This window comes from Kitasatospora azatica KCTC 9699 (assembly GCF_000744785.1).
Lineage (GTDB): Bacteria > Actinomycetota > Actinomycetes > Streptomycetales > Streptomycetaceae > Kitasatospora > Kitasatospora azatica.
In genome coordinates, this window is sequence record NZ_JQMO01000003.1 from 3,989,983 (window position 1) to 4,008,103 (window position 18,121).

The 18,121-nt window shown below is 68.1% G+C and carries 9 protein-coding genes and 3 rRNA genes; 10 read left to right on the forward strand and 2 right to left on the reverse strand.

Going from position 1 to position 18,121, the window contains the following annotated elements:
• Positions 1-260: 260 nt before the first annotated feature.
• Both BR98_RS28420 and BR98_RS28425 read left to right on the forward strand, forming a co-directional pair.
• Complete coding sequence (locus BR98_RS28420) at positions 261-4,061, forward strand: ABC transporter ATP-binding protein (RefSeq protein WP_035849072.1); 3,801 nt, start codon at positions 261-263, stop codon at positions 4,059-4,061.
• Between the two features lie 211 nt (positions 4,062-4,272).
• Complete coding sequence (locus BR98_RS28425; RefSeq protein WP_063774855.1) at positions 4,273-5,691, forward strand: MFS transporter; 1,419 nt, start codon at positions 4,273-4,275, stop codon at positions 5,689-5,691.
• A 73-nt stretch (positions 5,692-5,764) separates the two neighbouring features.
• Here BR98_RS28425 and BR98_RS28430 read toward each other — a convergent pair whose 3' ends face one another.
• Complete coding sequence (locus BR98_RS28430; protein ID WP_035849075.1) at positions 5,765-6,700, reverse strand: ATP-grasp domain-containing protein; 936 nt, start codon at positions 6,698-6,700, stop codon at positions 5,765-5,767.
• 185 nt (positions 6,701-6,885) lie between these two features.
• Here BR98_RS28430 and BR98_RS28435 point away from each other — a divergent pair, with 185 nt between their 5' ends.
• Complete coding sequence (locus tag BR98_RS28435) at positions 6,886-7,395, forward strand: NUDIX hydrolase (RefSeq protein ID WP_035849078.1); 510 nt, start codon at positions 6,886-6,888, stop codon at positions 7,393-7,395.
• Positions 7,396-7,433: 38 nt separating this feature from the next.
• Here the strand turns inward: BR98_RS28435 and BR98_RS28440 are convergent, their stop codons facing one another.
• Positions 7,434-8,459, reverse strand: coding sequence for a hypothetical protein (locus BR98_RS28440; RefSeq protein WP_157537964.1), 1,026 nt, complete (start codon positions 8,457-8,459; stop codon positions 7,434-7,436).
• Positions 8,460-8,581: 122 nt separating this feature from the next.
• Here BR98_RS28440 and BR98_RS28445 point away from each other — a divergent pair, with 122 nt between their 5' ends.
• The 7 genes from BR98_RS28445 (at position 8,582) to BR98_RS39710 (ending at position 17,675) form a co-directional block, all read left to right on the forward strand.
• Complete coding sequence (locus BR98_RS28445; RefSeq protein ID WP_035849084.1) at positions 8,582-9,523, forward strand: S66 peptidase family protein; 942 nt, start codon at positions 8,582-8,584, stop codon at positions 9,521-9,523.
• 77 nt (positions 9,524-9,600) lie between these two features.
• Positions 9,601-10,332, forward strand: a complete 732-nt coding sequence (locus tag BR98_RS28450) for a nucleoside/nucleotide kinase family protein (protein WP_083977081.1) — start codon at positions 9,601-9,603, stop codon at positions 10,330-10,332.
• A 524-nt stretch (positions 10,333-10,856) separates the two neighbouring features.
• A 16S ribosomal RNA gene (locus BR98_RS28455) occupies positions 10,857-12,378 on the forward strand.
• A 279-nt stretch (positions 12,379-12,657) separates the two neighbouring features.
• A 23S ribosomal RNA gene (locus BR98_RS28460) occupies positions 12,658-15,777 on the forward strand.
• Positions 15,778-15,863: 86 nt separating this feature from the next.
• Positions 15,864-15,980, forward strand: a 5S ribosomal RNA gene (rrf, locus tag BR98_RS28465).
• The 16S, 23S and 5S rRNA genes sit together here, the layout of an rRNA operon.
• A gap of 176 nt (positions 15,981-16,156) precedes the next feature.
• Positions 16,157-16,861 carry an ABC transporter ATP-binding protein gene (locus BR98_RS28470; RefSeq protein WP_051970290.1) on the forward strand — a complete coding sequence of 235 codons (705 nt, stop codon included), beginning with the start codon at positions 16,157-16,159 and terminating at the stop codon, positions 16,859-16,861.
• A 199-nt stretch (positions 16,862-17,060) separates the two neighbouring features.
• Positions 17,061-17,675 carry an LppU/SCO3897 family protein gene (locus BR98_RS39710; RefSeq protein WP_157537965.1) on the forward strand — a complete coding sequence of 205 codons (615 nt, stop codon included), beginning with the start codon at positions 17,061-17,063 and terminating at the stop codon, positions 17,673-17,675.
• Positions 17,676-18,121 lie beyond the last annotated feature (446 nt).

Sequence of the window (18,121 nt, forward strand, 5' to 3'; positions counted from 1 at the left end):
ACCGTCGGTACGTCGTGGACGACCGCCTCACGAAATGGTTAGTATCCCTAAATATGCCTGAGACTCACGGCTCCACCAGGGAGATACCCGCAGCGGGGACAGTCGAAGGACCGTCCGCCCCCGCGAGGCACACCCCCGCCGCTCCCGGCGCCTCGGCCCGGCCTGCCCCGGCTGCGCCCACCAGGTCCCAGACGGCAGCCGCCCCAGCCCATGCCCCAACCCCAGCCCGCACGCCCACCCCGGGCCCCACGCCCGGCTGGTTGCGCCGTCTGGGCTCCTACTGCTGGCGCTACCGTCGCAACTTCCTGCTCTCCTTCGGCGCCTCGCTCGGCGGCATGGCGGTGACCGCCATCGTCCCGCTGATCACCAAGCTGATCATCGACGACGTCATCACCGCCCACACCCGCTCGCTCACCCCGTGGGCCGCCGCGCTGATCGTTGCCGCCCTGCTGGTCTTCGGCTTCACCCAGATCCGCCGGTACAGCGCGGGCCAGCTCGCCCTCGACGTCCAGCTCGACCTGCGCACCGACCTGTTCCGCTCGCTCACCCGCTTCGACGGCGCCCGCCAGGACGAGCTGGACACCGGTCAGATGGTCGGCCGCGCCACCTCTGACCTGCAGCTGGTCCACGGTCTGCTGTCGATGCTGCCGATGATGACCGGCAACCTGCTGCTCTTCGCCATGTCCATCGCGGTGATGCTCTGGCTCTCCCTCCCGCTGACCCTGGTCGCCCTGGTGATGGGCCCGGCGCTGTGGTGGGTGGCGACGCTGAGCCGCAAGCGGCTCTTCCCCGCGACCTGGGCCGCTCAGCAGGAGGCCGCGGCCGTGGCGGGCGTGGTGGACGGCGCGATCGGCGGCGTCCGGGTGGTCAAGGGCTTCGGCCAGGAGGATCAGGAGCTCGGAAAGCTGGAGCACGCTTCCCGCAGCCTCTACAGCGCCCGACTGCGGGCGATCCGACTGAACAGCCGCTTCACTCCGGCGCTGCAGGCGGTCCCCGCGCTCGCGCAGGTCGCCGTGCTGGCGCTGGGCGGCTGGCTGGCGGTCAACGGATCGGTCACCCTCGGCACCTTCGTCGCCTTCTCCACCTACGTGGCCCAGATGACCGGTCCGGTCCGGATGCTCACCATGGTGCTGACGGTCGGTCAGCAGGCACGCGCGGGCGTGGAGCGTGTCTTCGAGCTGATCGACGAGCGCCCGCTGGTCCAGCAGGCCCCCGACGCCCGCGAGCTGCATCCGGCGGCGGGCGTCCCGGTACTTGAGTTCGACCAGGTCGACTTCCACTACCAGCCGCACCAGCCGCACCAGGCACAGCAGCCGACCCAGCCGACCCAGCCGACTCAGTCGTACGACCACGCGGACGAGCCCGGCTCCGTGGAGCCGGCCCACACCCCGGTGCTGCGCGGCCTCAGCCTGAGTGTCGCCCCGGGCGAGACGCTCGCCCTGGTCGGCGCCTCCGGCTCCGGCAAGTCCACCGTCGCCCAGCTGATCCCGCGCTTCTACGACCCGACCGGCGGAACGGTTCGGCTCTACGGTGAGGACCTGCGCGAGCTCACCCTCGACTCGGTCCGCTCGGTGATCGGCATCGTCCCGGAGAACAGCTTCCTCTTCTCCGACACCGTGCGTGCCAACATCGCCTACGGTCGCCCGGACGCCACCGACCAGGAGATCGAGGCCGCCGCCCGCGCCGCGCAGGCCGACGGCTTCGTCCGAGAGTTGCCCGAGGGCTACCAGACCAAGGTGGGCGAGCAGGGCCTGACCCTCTCCGGCGGTCAGCGTCAGCGGATCGCGCTGGCCCGCGCGATCCTGGCCGACCCCAGGGTGCTGCTGCTGGACGACGCCACCTCGGCGGTCGACCCGCAGATCGAGGCCGAGATCCATCAGGCGCTGCGCACCGTGATGGCGGGTCGCACCACCGTGCTGATCGCCCACCGCCGTTCCACCCTGCAGCTCGCCGACCGGATCGCGGTGCTGGACCGCGGCCGCCTGCTCGACCTCGGTACCCACGCGGAGCTCGAGGAGCGATGTCCGCAGTACCGCGCGCTGATCACCGACCCTGAGGCCGACCTCAAGGCCGACGCGGCAGCGCGCACCACAGCCGAGGCCCCGGCGTCGGTCACCACCCCCGCCACCGGCACCCGCTCCACCGGCAGCCAGCGGCCCACCTCCCGAAGCACGGGCGCCCGCTCCGCCGACCCCGAGCTGCTCGCCAAGGTCGCCGCGCTGCCTCCGGCCACCGACCTGCCGGGCGTCCCGCTCGCTGACGCCGCCGCCGGTGACCTGCACTTCTCGCTCGCCCGGCTGCTCAAGCCGTTCCGCGCGCCGCTCGCACTCGCCTTCGTGCTGCTCGCGCTGGACGCGGGGGCCGGACTGGTGCTGCCGGTGCTGATCCGGCACGGCATCGACAACGGCGTCACCAAGGCGGCCATGGCCGGCGTGACCGCCCCCTCGGCAGCCGCACTGCTCGTGGTGCTGCTCGACTGGCTGGTGCAGAGCCTGGAGACCAAGGTCAGCGGCCGCACCGGGGAACGCGTCCTCTACACCCTGCGCCTGAAGATCTTCGGGCACCTCAACCGGCTCGGCCTGGACTACTACGAGCGGGAACTCTCCGGCCGGATCATGACCCGGATGACCACCGACGTCGACGCGCTCTCCTCCTTCCTGCAGACCGGCGTGGTCACTGCGGTGGTCAGCCTGCTGACCTTCTTCGGGATCTTCGCCGCCCTGCTGATCATCGACACCGGCCTGGCCCTGACGGTCTTCGCGGTCCTGCCGGTCCTGGCGGTGGCCACCCTGGTCTTCCGTCGCAAGTCCACCACCCAGTACCAGCAGTCCCGGGAACTGATCAGCTCGGTCAACGCGGACCTGCAGGAGAACGTCGCGGGGATACGGATCGTCCAGGCGTTCCGCCGCGAGGGCGACACCGTCGACCGGTTCGTCGAGCGCGGTCGGGCCTACCGCGAGGCTCGCGCGAAGGCGCAGCTGTACATCTCGCTGTACTTCCCGTTCGTCCAGTTCCTGTCCAGCGTCGCGGCCGCACTGGTGCTGATCGCGGGCGCCTCCCGGGTGGACGCCGGGACGCTGACGGTCGGTGCGCTGGTCGCCTACCTGCTCTACATCGACCTGTTCTTCGCCCCGGTCAACCAGCTCTCGCAGATCTTCGACGGCTACCAGCAGGCAGCCGTCGGCCTCGGCCGGGTCCGCGAGCTGCTGCGCACGCCGACCAGCACGCCGGCCGCCGCCGAGCCGGTCCCGGTGCAGCGGCTGCGCGGCGAGATCCACTTCGACGGGGTCAGCTTCGCCTACAACGGCGGCGGTGCCGGCAGCCCGGACGTGCTGACCGGCATCGACCTGCGGATCCCGGCCGGACAGACGGTCGCCCTGGTGGGTGAGACCGGCGCCGGCAAGTCGACGCTGATCAAGCTGGTCGCGCGGTTCTACGACGCGACCGGCGGCACGGTCCGGATCGACGGCACCGACATCACCAGCTTCGACCTGACCGGCTACCGGCACCGCCTCGGCGTGGTTCCGCAGGAGGCCTACCTGTTCGCCGGTACCGTCCGCGAGGCCATCGCCTACGGCCGCCCGGAGGCCACCGACGCCGAGGTGGAGGCCGCCGCCCGCGCGGTCGGCGCGCACGAGATGATCAGCGCGCTCACCGACGGTTACCAGCACGAGGTGGCCGGGCGCGGGCGCAACCTGTCGGCCGGTCAACGCCAGCTGATCGCACTGGCCCGCGCCGAACTGGTGGACCCGGACATCCTGCTGCTGGACGAGGCCACCGCCGCGCTCGACCTGGCCACCGAGGCGGCCGTCAACAACGCCTCCGACCGGCTGCGCGACGGTCGTCCGGACCGCGCCGGCCACCGCACCACACTGGTCATCGCCCACCGCCTGACCACCGCCGAGCGGGCCGACCGGGTGGTGGTGCTGGACCACGGACAGGTGGTCGAGGACGGCACGCACGACGAACTGCTGGCGGCTGACGGTCCGTACGCCAAGCTCTGGCGGGCCTTCGTCGCGGACGGTCATCCGGACCACGTTTCGGCCGAGGTGATCGGCTGAAAACCGCTGCCATCTGTTAGCCGATCGGCCGTTCTGCCAGTGGTTTGATTACGGAGCGATTTCGGCTCTGCGCCAAGCCGGTTGACACGCGGCCCACGGGGCGCCACCTGGTCCTCGGGTGGCGCCCCGACCTGGTAAACAGGCGGGGCGACCGCGCGGACAGCGGGACGCGATCCCCCGTACCACCTTGAGGTCGAGAGGCCCCCAGCCCATGTCTTCGCGTACCCGCGAGGCGGGGCGCAGTACTGCGCACCACGCTCCCACCGCCGGCAGCCTGCTCGGCGCCTCCGTCGGCGCCACCCCTGCCGACGCCAACCCCGCCGGCACCCGCTCCGGCACCGGCACCCGCCCCGCCAGGGCTCCCGTCGGCGTGGCCCTCGCCGCCGACCGGTCGCGGCTGCCGCTCGTCGCCTTGTTCACGGTCGGTGCGCTGCCCGCCTATCTGGCGCCTTGCATCGTCAGCCGGGTGACCGGCGAGCTCCAACTGACGGCCGCTCAGGCCGGCGTCGTCGGCACCGTCCTGCTGCTCGCCTCCGCCCTCGCAGGGATCGCCCTGGCCGGTCGGGTCGCGGTGATCGGTGGGGCCAGGCTCGCGCAGGGCGGACTGGTCCTGCTGCTGACCGGGTTCACCGCTGCCGGCACCGCCACGGTCGGTGCACCCGCACTGCTGCTGGTGGGCTGCCTGCTCGGCGGGCTCGGCGCGGGAACCGCCGCCGCCGTGGCTGCCACCGGGATCGCGTCCTCGCCCGACCCGCACCGCACCACCGTGCTCGGCCTGCTCGCCACCTCGGCCGCCGCCAGCACGCTCTACCTGCTGCTGCCGCGCCTCGGCAGCGTGCACGCCCTGCCGTTCCTGGCCCTGGCGCTGACCGGCGCACTGGCCTTTCCGCTGACCCTCCGACTTCCCGCGACGCCATCGCCGAACCCGAACCCGACGCCGACACCCACACCGACGCCGACACCGGATCCGACCGCTGCCCCGCACTGCTCCCAGCGCCTGCCGCGCCGCGCCGCCGGACTGGTACTGGCGGGCAGCATGGTGCTCTGGTCGCTCGCGCAGAACGCGCTCTGGGGAGTCAGCGGACAGATCGGGCAGCACCGGGTGGGCCTGACCGAGCAGCGGCTCGGCCTGGTCTTCGCGGTGGCGCTCGGTGCCGGGCTGGTCGGCGTGCTGGCCTCCGGCGTGCTCGCGGACCGGGCCGGGCGGGTGGTGCCGGTGGGCCTCGGCACGGCCACCATCGCGGTCTGCGTCACGGTCAGTGCGGACGCTCGCTCGGCGGCCGCCTTCGCGGGCGGCGAGGTGCTCTGGAACGCGCTCTACCCGTTGGTGTTCAGCTACTTGATCGGGGTGGCGGCCGCGCTCGACCCGACCGGTCGCTGGACGGTGCTGACCGGTGCGGCCTCCGCGTTGGGCCTGGCAGGCGGCCCGCTGGCGGGCGCCACCCTGGTCGCTGGGCTGGGCTGCCCGCTGCTCGCGGCCGTCCTGGGCGGCACGCTGCTGCTGACCGCCGTCCCGCTGGCCCTGGTCGCCCGCACCGTCGAGGCCGCGCCGGCGTTCGCCGGGCGACCCGTCCGCCTGCCGATCCCCACCCAGCGTGTCCCGGAGCCGGCCGTTGCCCCCGCTCCCTGACAGCGAGCCGGTGCCGACCAGTCCCTGCCGACAAGTCCCTCACGGCGAGCCCTGACGGCGAGTCGGCTACGGCTCAGGTGGAGATCAGGGAGGAGAGCAGCCCGGACACCTCGGTGCCTCGTGGCAGGTCGCTCACCTGGCCGTCGCCGACCTCGACCACCATCCAGCCGCCGCCGTCCGCCCGGAGCGCCAGGTCGGTGGTGACGAAGCGGCAGCCCAGGGCCCGTACCAGCGAGCGCACCACGGTCAGGTCGGGCGCCGGAAAGACCTCGGGCGTGTCGGGGTGCGGCCCGGTCAGCACCGGCTCGCCGTCGACCCACCAGACCCGTGCCTCGCTGGCCCGCTCGGCACCCTCCTGGCGCGAAGTGCGGCCCCCGGTACGTTCACCCGTCTCCTCCACCTCGTCCGCACCGACCCGCGCGAACGCATGGAAACGCCGCAGCACCACCCCGCCCGCCAGGAACTCGCCCTGCAGCTCGACGAACCGGCCCACCACCCGGGCCACCCCGGCCAGGTCGGCGAGTTCGGGAATGAAGCAGGCCTCGTGCCACTCGTGCTTGCGCGACTTCACGAAGTCCTTGACGATCGCCGGCCCGTGGCCGCCCAGCCGCGCCACCGCCTCGGCCAGCTCGGCCGGGCTCGGATCGGCCGCCAGCCAGACGCTGTCCGGCGTGGCACCCTCGAAGGTGCCGTACCAGCCGGGCAGTTCATGGGCCGTGGCATAGGCGGCTGCACTGGTGAGCAGGTGGCAGCCGCGATCGGCGAGGGCCTGGACGAAGGCCGTGTAGGCGGCCACCGGCAGCATCCAGCCCCGGTACCAGGCCGGGCCGGTGCCGGTCGGCACCCGGCGGACCGCCTCGGCGGCGTCCCCCGCGAGCAGCGCGTCGTGGTCCACCAGCGCGGTCTCGCCGCCCAGCCCACGGACCAACTGGGCCTCGTAGGAGTAGTGCGGGTCGACCCGGCGCGGGTTCAGCGGATCCTGTGGCAGCAGGATGGTCGGGGCTGGCATGGCCCACAGGTTAGCGGCGCGAGGGCGGCGGGGCGCGCGCTTTGCCGGCCTCGCGCGTCGGGCGTGCACGGCGACCGGTGCGCTGTGGCGCGCGTCGGGAGCACTTGGCGGCGCGAAGTCCGCAGGACGGGGCGCACAACGGACCGCTGTCGACACCGGCGGCGCCCGGCTGGCAGGCTGACGGCATGCGAACTCCTCGGCAGGCGGCCAGAACCGTGGTGCTCGACCCGGACGGTGCGGTCTTCCTGGTCCGCTCCGAGAACATCGAGGTCGGCGTGCACTGGAACCCGCCCGGCGGTGGCCTGGACGGCGGGGAGAGCCCGCTGCAGGCCGCGAGCCGTGAGCTGCGCGAGGAGACCGGCTGGCACGACCTGCGACCCGAGACCCTGCTCTGCACCTGGGAGCACGACTTCACCTGGCACGGCATTCCGGTGCGCCAGCACGAGCACATCTATCTCGCCCACGGGCCGAGGCGCGGCCCGGAAGGGGACGTCAGCGGCGCCCACGCCGCCGACGGGATCCTCGGCTGGCGCTGGTGGACCCCGGCGGAACTGGCCGACCCGAAGGCCGACCCGCTCTGGCCGCCGATCCTGCCCGCGTTGCTCGACGCCGTGCGCACCGCCCGGGCAGCTGGACAGCCCGGCCCTGCGCCGATGGACCTCGGGTACGTCCCGAACCAAAGGCCCACACGCTGACGGACGGACCGTCAGTCCTGTCAGCCCCGGCAGGCCCGTCAGACGGCGCGGCGCCAGTTCGGCGAGACCTGCCAGTCGCGCGGACGCAACTCCCGGTCGTGCAGCGCCTCCGTGTTGATCACCACGGTCAACTCGGCGTGCCTGAGCTCCTCGTAGCTCAGCCCCGTGGCGCCGAGCAGCAGCTCCGTCGGGACCGAGACGGCGATCGAGGAACGCCAGGACGGCAGTACGGCGAGTGTGGTGCCCCGGCCTGCCTTGACCACCTGGGCGTCGACCCGGCGATAGCGCTGCTCGTCCGGCCGAGGGCTCGGCGCGACCGGCTGCCGGGGGCTGCCGATCAGTACGCCGAGCGGCGGCGCGGGCCGAGCCGCCGCCGGGTCCGGATGCTGCTCCGCCAGGCCCTGGCCCGGCTCCGCCGAGCCGGCCGACGGCGCCGGGGCGGTCGGTGCAACGGGTGAAGCGGGCACCGACGGCGCTGCGGCCGGCTGCTCCTGGCCTCGCTCCGCCGCCGCCCCGGGGGTCCCCGGCGCGGTGAAGCCCGCCTTGGGCAGACGTCGTTGCGGCGCCTGCCGGCGGATCCGCGGCCGGGGGCGACCTGTGCTCGACACCCAGCCGCCCGGCGAGCCGTCCTTGGGTGCCTCACCCGGCAGACCCTCCGCCGCACCGTCACGCTGCAGCGGAACCGTCCCGCCCACGCCGACCCGGCCCACCGGGCGCTCCGCACTCGGATCGACCCCGGCGAGCGCCAACAACTCCCGCACTTCGGCCACCGACTGATGGCTCGCCACGGCAAGGTCGTCCAGCCTGGCGCCCTGCTCGTAGGCGGTACGCAGGCGCGAGGCCAGGCCGGTCAGCAGGTTCGCGGTGGTTGCCGCGCCCGCGTCGGGACGGTCGACCGACGGTGTGTCGGACGGTTCCTGGCCCAATCCGGCCGTCCCCGAGAGCGGTCCGTCGCCCGCCGGTTGGCTCGGCACGGCCGGTGGGCAGACCTGGGGCAGCTCGGCCGCGGCCCCTGCGGTCGAGGGCTGGTTAGGTGTGTCCATCGGTATGAACGACGAGCTCATCGGTGAGGTCCTCCGGTGTACAGTCCGCCCGAATCCTGCCGTACCGGAGGGGGAACGTCCATGGGACCCCGGGCGAACCGGACACGACGAACAGACGGCCACTCAGAAGGGACGATTGGTACATGACTGATTCAACCGTCACCGGCCTGACCCGCCCGCGCCGACTGGTCCCCGGCGACCGAGTGGCCCTGGTCGCCCCCAGCGGACAGGTCGACCCGCGCCGCCTGGACGCCGGCTGTGCCCTGCTGCGCTCCTGGGGTCTGGAACCGGTGGTCGGCCGACACGTCCTCGGTTCCCACCCCCGCCTGCGCCACTTCGCCGGAACCGACGCCGACCGCACCGCCGATTTCCAGGAAGCCTGGCTCGACCCCGACATCGCCGCCGTCATCTGTGCCCGTGGCGGCTACGGTGCGCAACGCGTCATCGACCTGCTCGACTGGGACGCGCTGCACACCGCCCCACCCAAGGTGCTGGTCGGCTTCAGCGACGTCACCGTGCTGCACGAGCAACTCGCCCAGCGCCTGGGCCTGGCCTCGCTGTACGGCCCGATGGGCGCCGGCGCGTCCTTCATCAGTGACCCGCCGACCGCCGAACACCTGCGCCGCACCCTCTTCGAGCCGGCCACCGTCCAGACCCTCACCGGCCCCGAGGCGGCACCGCTGGTCCCCGGCCGCGCCCACGGCATCACCGCCGGTGGCTGCGCGGCCGTCCTCGCGGCCGAGCGCGGCACACCCGGCGCCCGCGCCTCCTTCGCCGGAGCGATCCTGCTGCTGGAGGACGTCAACGAGCACCCCTACCAACTGGACCGGATCATCACCCACCTGCTGCGCTCCGGCGCACTGGACGGTGTTCGTGGGGTGGCGCTCGGTTCCTGGGAGGGCTGCGGCGACCCGGAGCGGGTGCGCGCGGTGATGCTGGAACGGCTCGGACCGCTCGGCGTCCCCGTGCTCTGGGAGCTCGGCTTCGGCCACGGCCCCTCCACCCTCACCGTCCCGCTCGGCCTCCCCGCCGTACTGGATGCCGATGCCGGCACGCTCACCCTGGACCTTCCGGCGCTCCTCTAGGGTGCGGTTAAGGTGCAGTGATGAGCGCGAGCCGAGCCGGAGCCCACTCTTCCACTGACGCCACTGACGCCACGGGCATGACTGGCATCAGTGAGGTCACTGATGCCACTCATGCCCGTCATGCCGCTCGTGCCAGTAATAGGGTGCAGCCGGCCGAGCTGGTGGCGGAGCTGCTCGGGAGCCTCAGCGCTGCACGTCACGGTGGTCGAACGCTGCTCGGTGTGACCGGTGCCCCCGGCGCGGGCAAATCGACGCTGGCCCGTCACCTGGTCAGCGAGGTCAACCGCGCCGCCGGCCCCGGCACCGCCGCCTACGTCCCGATGGACGGCTTCCACCTCTCCAACGTCCAGCTGGACCGGCTCGGCCTGCGCGACCGCAAGGGCTCGCCACCGAGCTTCGACGTCCACGGCTACGTAGCCCTCCTGCAGCGGCTGGCCGCCGACCGCTTCCAGGACATCTACGTCCCCGACTTCGACCGCGAGCTCGACGAGCCGGTGGCCGCCCGCCACCTGGTCACCCCCAGCACCCGCCTGGTCGTCACCGAGGGCAACTACCTCGCCGCGGAGGCCCCGGGCTGGTCCGCCGCTCGCGTGCTGCTGCGCGAGGTCTGGTACCTGGAGGCGGACGACGAGATCCGCGCCGAGCGTCTGATCAGCCGTCAGTTGAACGGAGGGCGCGACCGGCGCGGGGCGGTGGCCTGGGTAGACAGCAACGACCAGCCGAACGGTGAGTACGTGAAGCTCAGCCGGGAGCGGTGCACGCGCATCATCCAGCTGGCCGAGTTTGCCGCTGCCGCCGACGAGGAGTAAGGTTCACTAGTCGCTCGGCAGGGAGCACCGGACACGTGTCTACGCGGACGGTCCCGGGGCGGCCAATCCTTTGAACCACCACTTCTGATCTGTACTGGGTCGCGCTTTGTCGCGGGTCGGTGTCTATTTGGCGTGCACGTTTATATGGATTGTGGCTGGATTCGCCTTTCGGGGCGGGGATCGGCTAAAGTTCAACACGTCGGACGGGCCGTCAGGTCGCGGAAGACGAAAGCGAAGTCGGGAAAGAGCACAGACTCGGATCTGATAAGCTTTGCGAAGTAAGAACGAAGCACCCGGAGAGCTCGCTGGAAGGCAGCTTGAAGGAAGTGTCCGTTCCTTGAGAACTCAACAGCGTGCCAAAAGTCAACGCCAGATATGTTGACATCCCCGGCCTTGATCGCTTGATCGGGGTTGGAGATTCCTTTTGAAGTAAAACACTAGCGAGGACGCAGTGCACGGGGTCGGCCTATTCCGCTGATTGTCGTGCCGCTCTGCGCGGGTGTCGACCCGATTACGGGAAAACATTCACGGAGAGTTTGATCCTGGCTCAGGACGAACGCTGGCGGCGTGCTTAACACATGCAAGTCGAACGGTGAAGCCCTTCGGGGTGGATCAGTGGCGAACGGGTGAGTAACACGTGGGCAATCTGCCCTGCACTCTGGGACAAGCCCTGGAAACGGGGTCTAATACCGGATATGACCTGGGACCGCATGGTTCTGGGTGTAAAGCTCCGGCGGTGCAGGATGAGCCCGCGGCCTATCAGCTTGTTGGTGGGGTAATGGCCTACCAAGGCGACGACGGGTAGCCGGCCTGAGAGGGCGACCGGCCACACTGGGACTGAGACACGGCCCAGACTCCTACGGGAGGCAGCAGTGGGGAATATTGCACAATGGGCGAAAGCCTGATGCAGCGACGCCGCGTGAGGGATGACGGCCTTCGGGTTGTAAACCTCTTTCAGCAGGGAAGAAGCGCAAGTGACGGTACCTGCAGAAGAAGCACCGGCTAACTACGTGCCAGCAGCCGCGGTAATACGTAGGGTGCGAGCGTTGTCCGGAATTATTGGGCGTAAAGAGCTCGTAGGCGGCCTGTCGCGTCGGATGTGAAAGCCCGGGGCTTAACCCCGGGTCTGCATTCGATACGGGCAGGCTAGAGTGTGGTAGGGGAGATCGGAATTCCTGGTGTAGCGGTGAAATGCGCAGATATCAGGAGGAACACCGGTGGCGAAGGCGGATCTCTGGGCCATTACTGACGCTGAGGAGCGAAAGCGTGGGGAGCGAACAGGATTAGATACCCTGGTAGTCCACGCCGTAAACGTTGGGAACTAGGTGTTGGCGACATTCCACGTCGTCGGTGCCGCAGCTAACGCATTAAGTTCCCCGCCTGGGGAGTACGGCCGCAAGGCTAAAACTCAAAGGAATTGACGGGGGCCCGCACAAGCAGCGGAGCATGTGGCTTAATTCGACGCAACGCGAAGAACCTTACCAAGGCTTGACATATATCGGAAACGGCTAGAGATAGTCGCCCCCTTGTGGTCGGTATACAGGTGGTGCATGGTTGTCGTCAGCTCGTGTCGTGAGATGTTGGGTTAAGTCCCGCAACGAGCGCAACCCTTGTTCTGTGTTGCCAGCACGCCTTTCGGGGTGGTGGGGACTCACAGGAGACTGCCGGGGTCAACTCGGAGGAAGGTGGGGACGACGTCAAATCATCATGCCCCTTATGTCTTGGGCTGCACACGTGCTACAATGGTCGGTACAAAGGGCTGCGATGCCGCGAGGCGGAGCGAATCCCAAAAAGCCGGCCTCAGTTCGGATTGGGGTCTGCAACTCGACCCCATGAAGTTGGAGTTGCTAGTAATCGCAGATCAGCATGCTGCGGTGAATACGTTCCCGGGCCTTGTACACACCGCCCGTCACGTCACGAAAGTCGGTAACACCCGAAGCCGGTGGCCTAACCCTTGGGAGGGAGCCGTCGAAGGTGGGACCAGCGATTGGGACGAAGTCGTAACAAGGTAGCCGTACCGGAAGGTGCGGCTGGATCACCTCCTTTCTAAGGAGCACATAGCCGGTTGCGAGCGAATGTCTCGCACGGTTGCTCATGGGTGGAACGTTGACTATTCGGCACACTGGGTGATGGTTCGTGAGTACTGCTTCGGCGTGGAAAGCGTTCTTGAGTCTGGTGTGTCGGGCACGTTGTTGGGTCCTGAGGGAACGGCCGTATGGTCTGAACCTCGAGGATGCCGGTCCCACGGACAGTACTCGTTTTCGGGTGGTGTAGGTGGGTGTCTGGTCGTTGTTTGAGAACTGCACAGTGGACGCGAGCATCTGTGGCCAAGTTTTTAAGGGCGCACGGTGGATGCCTTGGCACCAGGAACCGATGAAGGACGTGGGAGGCCGCGATAGGCCCCGGGGAGCTGTCAACCGAGCTTTGATCCGGGGGTGTCCGAATGGGGAAACCCGGCAGTCGTCATGGGCTGTCACCCGCACCTGAACACATAGGGTGCGTGGAGGGAACGCGGGGAAGTGAAACATCTCAGTACCCGCAGGAAGAGAAAACAACCGTGATTCCGGGAGTAGTGGCGAGCGAAACCGGATGAGGCTAAACCGTATTGGTGTGAGACCCGGCAGGGGTTGCCGATACGGGGTCGTGGGAAAGTTCTTCAGTCGTCTGCCGGCGGCTGGGTGAGTCAGAAACCGTTGGTGTAGTCGAAGGACATGCGAAAGGTCCGGCGTAGAGGGTAAGACCCCCGTAGACGAAACATTAGCGGCTCACTTGAGCTTCTCCCAAGTAGCACGGAGCCCGAGAAATTCCGTGTGAATCTGGCGGGACCACCCGCTAAGCCTAAATATTCCCTGGTGACCGATAGCGGATAGTACCGTGAGGGAATGGTGAAAAGTACCGCGGGAGCGGAGTGAAATAGTACCTGAAACCGTGTGCCTACAAGCCGTGGGAGCGTCGTTCGCCAGCTTGCTGGTGGGCCGTGACTGCGTGCCTTTTGAAGAATGAGCCTGCGAGTTTGCGGTGTGTAGCGAGGTTAACCCGTGTGGGGTAGCCGTAGCGAAAGCGAGTCCGAATAGGGCGTTTGAGTTGCATGCCCAAGACCCGAAGCGGAGTGATCTAGCCATGGGCAGGTTGAAGCGCGGGTAAGACCGTGTGGAGGACCGAACCCACCAGGGTTGAAAACCTGGGGGATGACCTGTGGTTAGGGGTGAAAGGCCAATCAAACTCCGTGATAGCTGGTTCTCCCCGAAATGCATTTAGGTGCAGCGTCACGTGTTTCTTGCCGGAGGTAGAGCACTGGATAGGCGATGGGCCTCACCGGGTTACTGACCTTAGCCAAACTCCGAATGCCGGTAAGTGAGAGCGTGGCAGTGAGACTGTGGGGGATAAGCTCCATGGTCGAGAGGGAAACAGCCCAGAACACCGACTAAGGTCCCTAAGCGTGTGCTAAGTGGGAAAGGATGTGGAGTCGCAGAGACAACCAGGAGGTTGGCTTAGAAGCAGCCACCCTTGAAAGAGTGCGTAATAGCTCACTGGTCAAGTGATTCCGCGCCGACAATGTAGCGGGGCTCAAGCACACCACCGAAGTCGTGTCATTCACAGAATACGTCCAACGACGCTGTGGATGGGTAGGGGAGCGTCGTGTTCCGGGTGAAGCGGCCGAGGAATCGAGTCGTGGACGGGATACGAGTGAGAATGCAGGCATGAGTAGCGATACAAGAGTGGGAAACTCTTGCGCCGATTGACCAAGGGTTCCTGGGTCAAGCTGATCTGCCCAGGGTAAGTCGGGACCTAAGGCGAGGCCGACAGGCGTAGTCGATGGACAACGGGTTGATATTCCCGTACCCGCTTTGAAGCGCCAACGCTGAACCTCTGAATGCTAAGGCCGTGAAGCCGGCCCGGAGTCTTCGGACAAAGGGACGTGGTGGAGCCGCTGATCCGACAGGGTATTAGGTGAGCGATGGGGTGACGCAGGAAGGTAGTCCAGCCCGGGCGGTGGTTGTCCCGGGGTAAGGGTGTAGGCCGAGTGGTAGGCAAATCCGCCACTCTTTAAGGCTGAGACCTGATGCCGAGCCGATTGTGGTGAAGTGGATGATCCTATGCTGTCGAGAAAAGCCTCTAGCGAGTTTCATGGCGGCCCGTACCCCAAACCGACTCAGGTGGTCAGGTAGAGAATACCGAGGCGTTCGGGTGAACTATGGTTAAGGAACTCGGCAAAATGCCCCCGTAACTTCGGGAGAAGGGGGGCCGGAACTGGTGGAGGCACTTGCTGCCCGAGCTGGGGCCGGCCGCAGAGACCAGCGAGAAGCGACTGTTTACTAAAAACACAGGTCCGTGCGAAGCCGTAAGGCGATGTATACGGACTGACGCCTGCCCGGTGCTGGAACGTTAAGGGGACCGGTTAGCTTGGATTCGTCCGGGCGAAGCTGAGAACTTAAGCGCCAGTAAACGGCGGTGGTAACTATAACCATCCTAAGGTAGCGAAATTCCTTGTCGGGTAAGTTCCGACCTGCACGAATGGCGTAACGACTTCTCGACTGTCTCAACCATAGGCCCGGTGAAATTGCATTACGAGTAAAGATGCTCGTTTCGCGCAGCAGGACGGAAAGACCCCGGGACCTTTACTATAGCTTGATATTGGTGTTCGGTTCGGCTTGTGTAGGATAGGTGGGAGACTTTGAAGCCTTGACGCCAGTCTTGGTGGAGTCGTCGTTGAAATACCACTCTGGTCGTGCTGGATGTCTAACCTGGGTCCGTGATCCGGATCAGGGACAGTGTCTGGTGGGTAGTTTAACTGGGGCGGTTGCCTCCTAAAGGGTAACGGAGGCGCCCAAAGGTTCCCTCAGCCTGGTTGGCAATCAGGTGTTGAGTGTAAGTGCACAAGGGAGCTTGACTGTGAGACCGACGGGTCGAGCAGGTGCGAAAGCAGGGACTAGTGATCCGGCGGTGGCTTGTGGAAGCGCCGTCGCTCAACGGATAAAAGGTACCCCGGGGATAACAGGCTGATCTTCCCCAAGAGTCCATATCGACGGGATGGTTTGGCACCTCGATGTCGGCTCGTCGCATCCTGGGGCTGGAGTAGGTCCCAAGGGTTGGGCTGTTCGCCCATTAAAGCGGTACGCGAGCTGGGTTTAGAACGTCGTGAGACAGTTCGGTCCCTATCCGCTGTGCGCGTAGGAGTGTTGAGAAGGGCTGTCCCTAGTACGAGAGGACCGGGACGGACGAACCTCTGGTGTGCCAGTTGTCCTGCCAAGGGCATGGCTGGTTGGCTACGTTCGGGAGGGATAACCGCTGAAAGCATCTAAGCGGGAAGCCTGCTTCGAGATGAGCACTCCCACCTCCTTGAGAGGGTAAGGCTCCCAGTAGACGACTGGGTTGATAGGCCGGATGTGGAAGCCCAGTAATGGGTGGAGCTGACCGGTACTAATAGGCCGAGGGCTTGTCCTCAGTTGCTCGCGTCCACTGTGTTGTTCTGAAACAACGACCCCATCCCGTTTGGTCACGGGGATGGTGCGGCGACAGTTTCATAGTGTTTCGGTGGTCATAGCGTGAGGGAAACGCCCGGTTACATTCCGAACCCGGAAGCTAAGCCTTACAGCGCCGATGGTACTGCAGGGGGGACCCTGTGGGAGAGTAGGACGCCGCCGAACAATCATTCAGAAGAAGCCCCCACCATACTGTGTTTAATTAAACGCAGTATGGTGGGGGCTTCTTCGCGTTGGGCCTCGGTTTGGAAACCTTCGCCACCATGAGGGCGCAAACCGCGGACTCGGGGTTACCGTACTGGGGGTCCGGCCGCACGGCCGGTTGGAGGGGGGACTAGGGAATGAGCGAGCAACGGAGCACCAGCACCACTCTGGCGCCCATGGTCGAGGTCGAGGACGTCTGGCGCACCTTCGGGGGCGGCGCCACTGCCGTGCACGCGTTGCGCGGGGTCTCCTTCACCGCCCGGCGCGGCGAACTGACCGCGCTGCGCGGCCGGTCGGGCTCGGGCAAGACCACTCTGCTCAACCTGGTCGGCGGCCTGGACGCGCCCAGCTCGGGCCGGATCACCCTGGACGGCGCCGACCTGGCCGGGATGGACGAGGCGGACCGGCTGGCGCTGCGTAGGGACCGGATCGGCTTCGTCTTCCAGTCCTTCGGCCTGATCCCGATCCTGAGCGCCGCGGAGAACGTCGGGGTGCCGATGCGGCTGCGCAAGGTGCCGGCGGCCGTGCGCGAGGAGCGGGTCGCCACCCTGTTGGCGCTGGTCGGTCTGGCCGAGCACGCCGAGCAGCGGCCGACCGAGCTCTCCGGTGGGCAGCAGCAACGGGTGGCGATCGCCCGGGCGTTGGCCAACGAGCCTGCGCTGATCATTGCGGACGAGCCGACCGGGCAGCTGGACTCGGAGACCGGGCGCTCGGTGATGGAGCTGCTGCGTGCGGTGGTGCGCAGCGAGGGGGTGACGGTCCTGGTCGCCACCCACGACCAGCAGTTGATGGAGCTGGCGGACCGGGTGGTGGAGCTGCGCGACGGGCACATCGTCGACTGAGCGATCGATCGATCGAGCGACCGGTCGGCGGGCTGACGGGTGCCCAGCTGACATCCGGTCACAGCTCGGACACTGTTCGGCGACGGTGGCTTGTTGAGGGCCCATCCGGCTTTCGGCCGACGCCGTGCCCCCGATAGTCTCGCGGTTTGGCCGTGTCGTTCGGCCGTTCCTTGACGTCACCTCATCACGGGGGATCCGCTTGTCCACTCCGCCGCCGCCCCAGGGGCCGTACCCGCCGCAGGGCCCCGCCGGCCAGCCGCCGCAGGGTGGCTTCGGCCCGCCGCCCGCAGCATTCGGCCCGCCCGCCGGTGGGCCCGCGCCCGCCTACGGCGCTCCGACGCCCCCGCCGCAGCAGGGCTATGCCCCGCCCGCGCAGGGTTATGCACAGCCGCAGCCGGGCTACGCCCAGCCGGGTCAGGCTCCGTACGCCCAGCAGCCGCAGGGCTGGGGGGCGCCGCCGCCGCAGCCGAAGCGCCGCGGGAAGGTGATCCTGTTCGCCATCGTCGTGCCGGTGGTGGTGATCGCGGTCGTCCTCGCGGCGATCTACGGGTTCAAGCACGACCCGAAGTACGCCTCGGTCGGCGACTGCGTGCACAACAAGGGTGGTGCGGTGGCCGCCGGTGCCACCGACGACCACCCGGACGTCACGGTGATCGCCTGCTCGGACGCCTCGGCCGACGCCAAGGTGGTCGGCAAGGAGAAGGGCGCCTCGATGCCGGAGGAGACCTGCAAGAAGTACTCCGACGCTGACGGCTACTACACCGAGCAGCAGGGCTCCGACGCGATCACGCTCTGCCTGCACTTCTTGAAGTAAGCGCAGCTTGAAGTAAGCACGGCTTGAAGCAGGCCCAGCCTGAAGTAGGCCCAGCCTGAACCAAGCCCCGGTGCCGGGCCGCCCCTCGATGGGCGGCCCGGCACCGGCGTTTGCGCACCACCCCCCCCGTGCGGGTTTCTTCCGGCGGGGGAACATTCGTTGTACCGGCCCCGGCCACGCTGGGAACCTTGCACTCGTGAGCCACCGAGCCCTTGCCCTGGTCGCTCGCCTGCACGTCGATCTGCGACGGCACGCGAGCGCGCTCTGTGCTGTCTGCCGCTGAGCCCTCCGCTCTGCTCGGCCGGCCCCTCGCCGCTGCCCCCTTACGGGCACCCCTTGCAGCTGCCCCGCGCAGGCACCCCCGCCGCCCGCTCCGAGCTCGCGCCGCCGGCCCCTCGCCTCGCGTCACCCGCCCGCCCGTCCTCCCTCGGTACGCGTCGCCGTAC

What these genes read in the sequence shown, in the direction of transcription:
- BR98_RS28425 (WP_063774855.1), top strand. Translation starts at nt 4,273, where the DNA reads ATGTCTTCGCGTACCCGCGAGGCGGGGCGCAGTACTGCGCACCACGCT.
- BR98_RS28430 (WP_035849075.1), bottom strand. Translation starts at nt 6,700, where the DNA reads ATGCCAGCCCCGACCATCCTGCTGCCACAGGATCCGCTGAACCCGCGC.
- BR98_RS28435 (WP_035849078.1), top strand. Translation starts at nt 6,886, where the DNA reads ATGCGAACTCCTCGGCAGGCGGCCAGAACCGTGGTGCTCGACCCGGAC.
- BR98_RS28440 (WP_157537964.1), bottom strand. Translation starts at nt 8,459, where the DNA reads ATGAGCTCGTCGTTCATACCGATGGACACACCTAACCAGCCCTCGACC.
- BR98_RS28445 (WP_035849084.1), top strand. Translation starts at nt 8,582, where the DNA reads ATGACTGATTCAACCGTCACCGGCCTGACCCGCCCGCGCCGACTGGTC.
- BR98_RS28450 (WP_083977081.1), top strand. Translation starts at nt 9,601, where the DNA reads ATGACTGGCATCAGTGAGGTCACTGATGCCACTCATGCCCGTCATGCC.
- BR98_RS28470 (WP_051970290.1), top strand. Translation starts at nt 16,157, where the DNA reads ATGAGCGAGCAACGGAGCACCAGCACCACTCTGGCGCCCATGGTCGAG.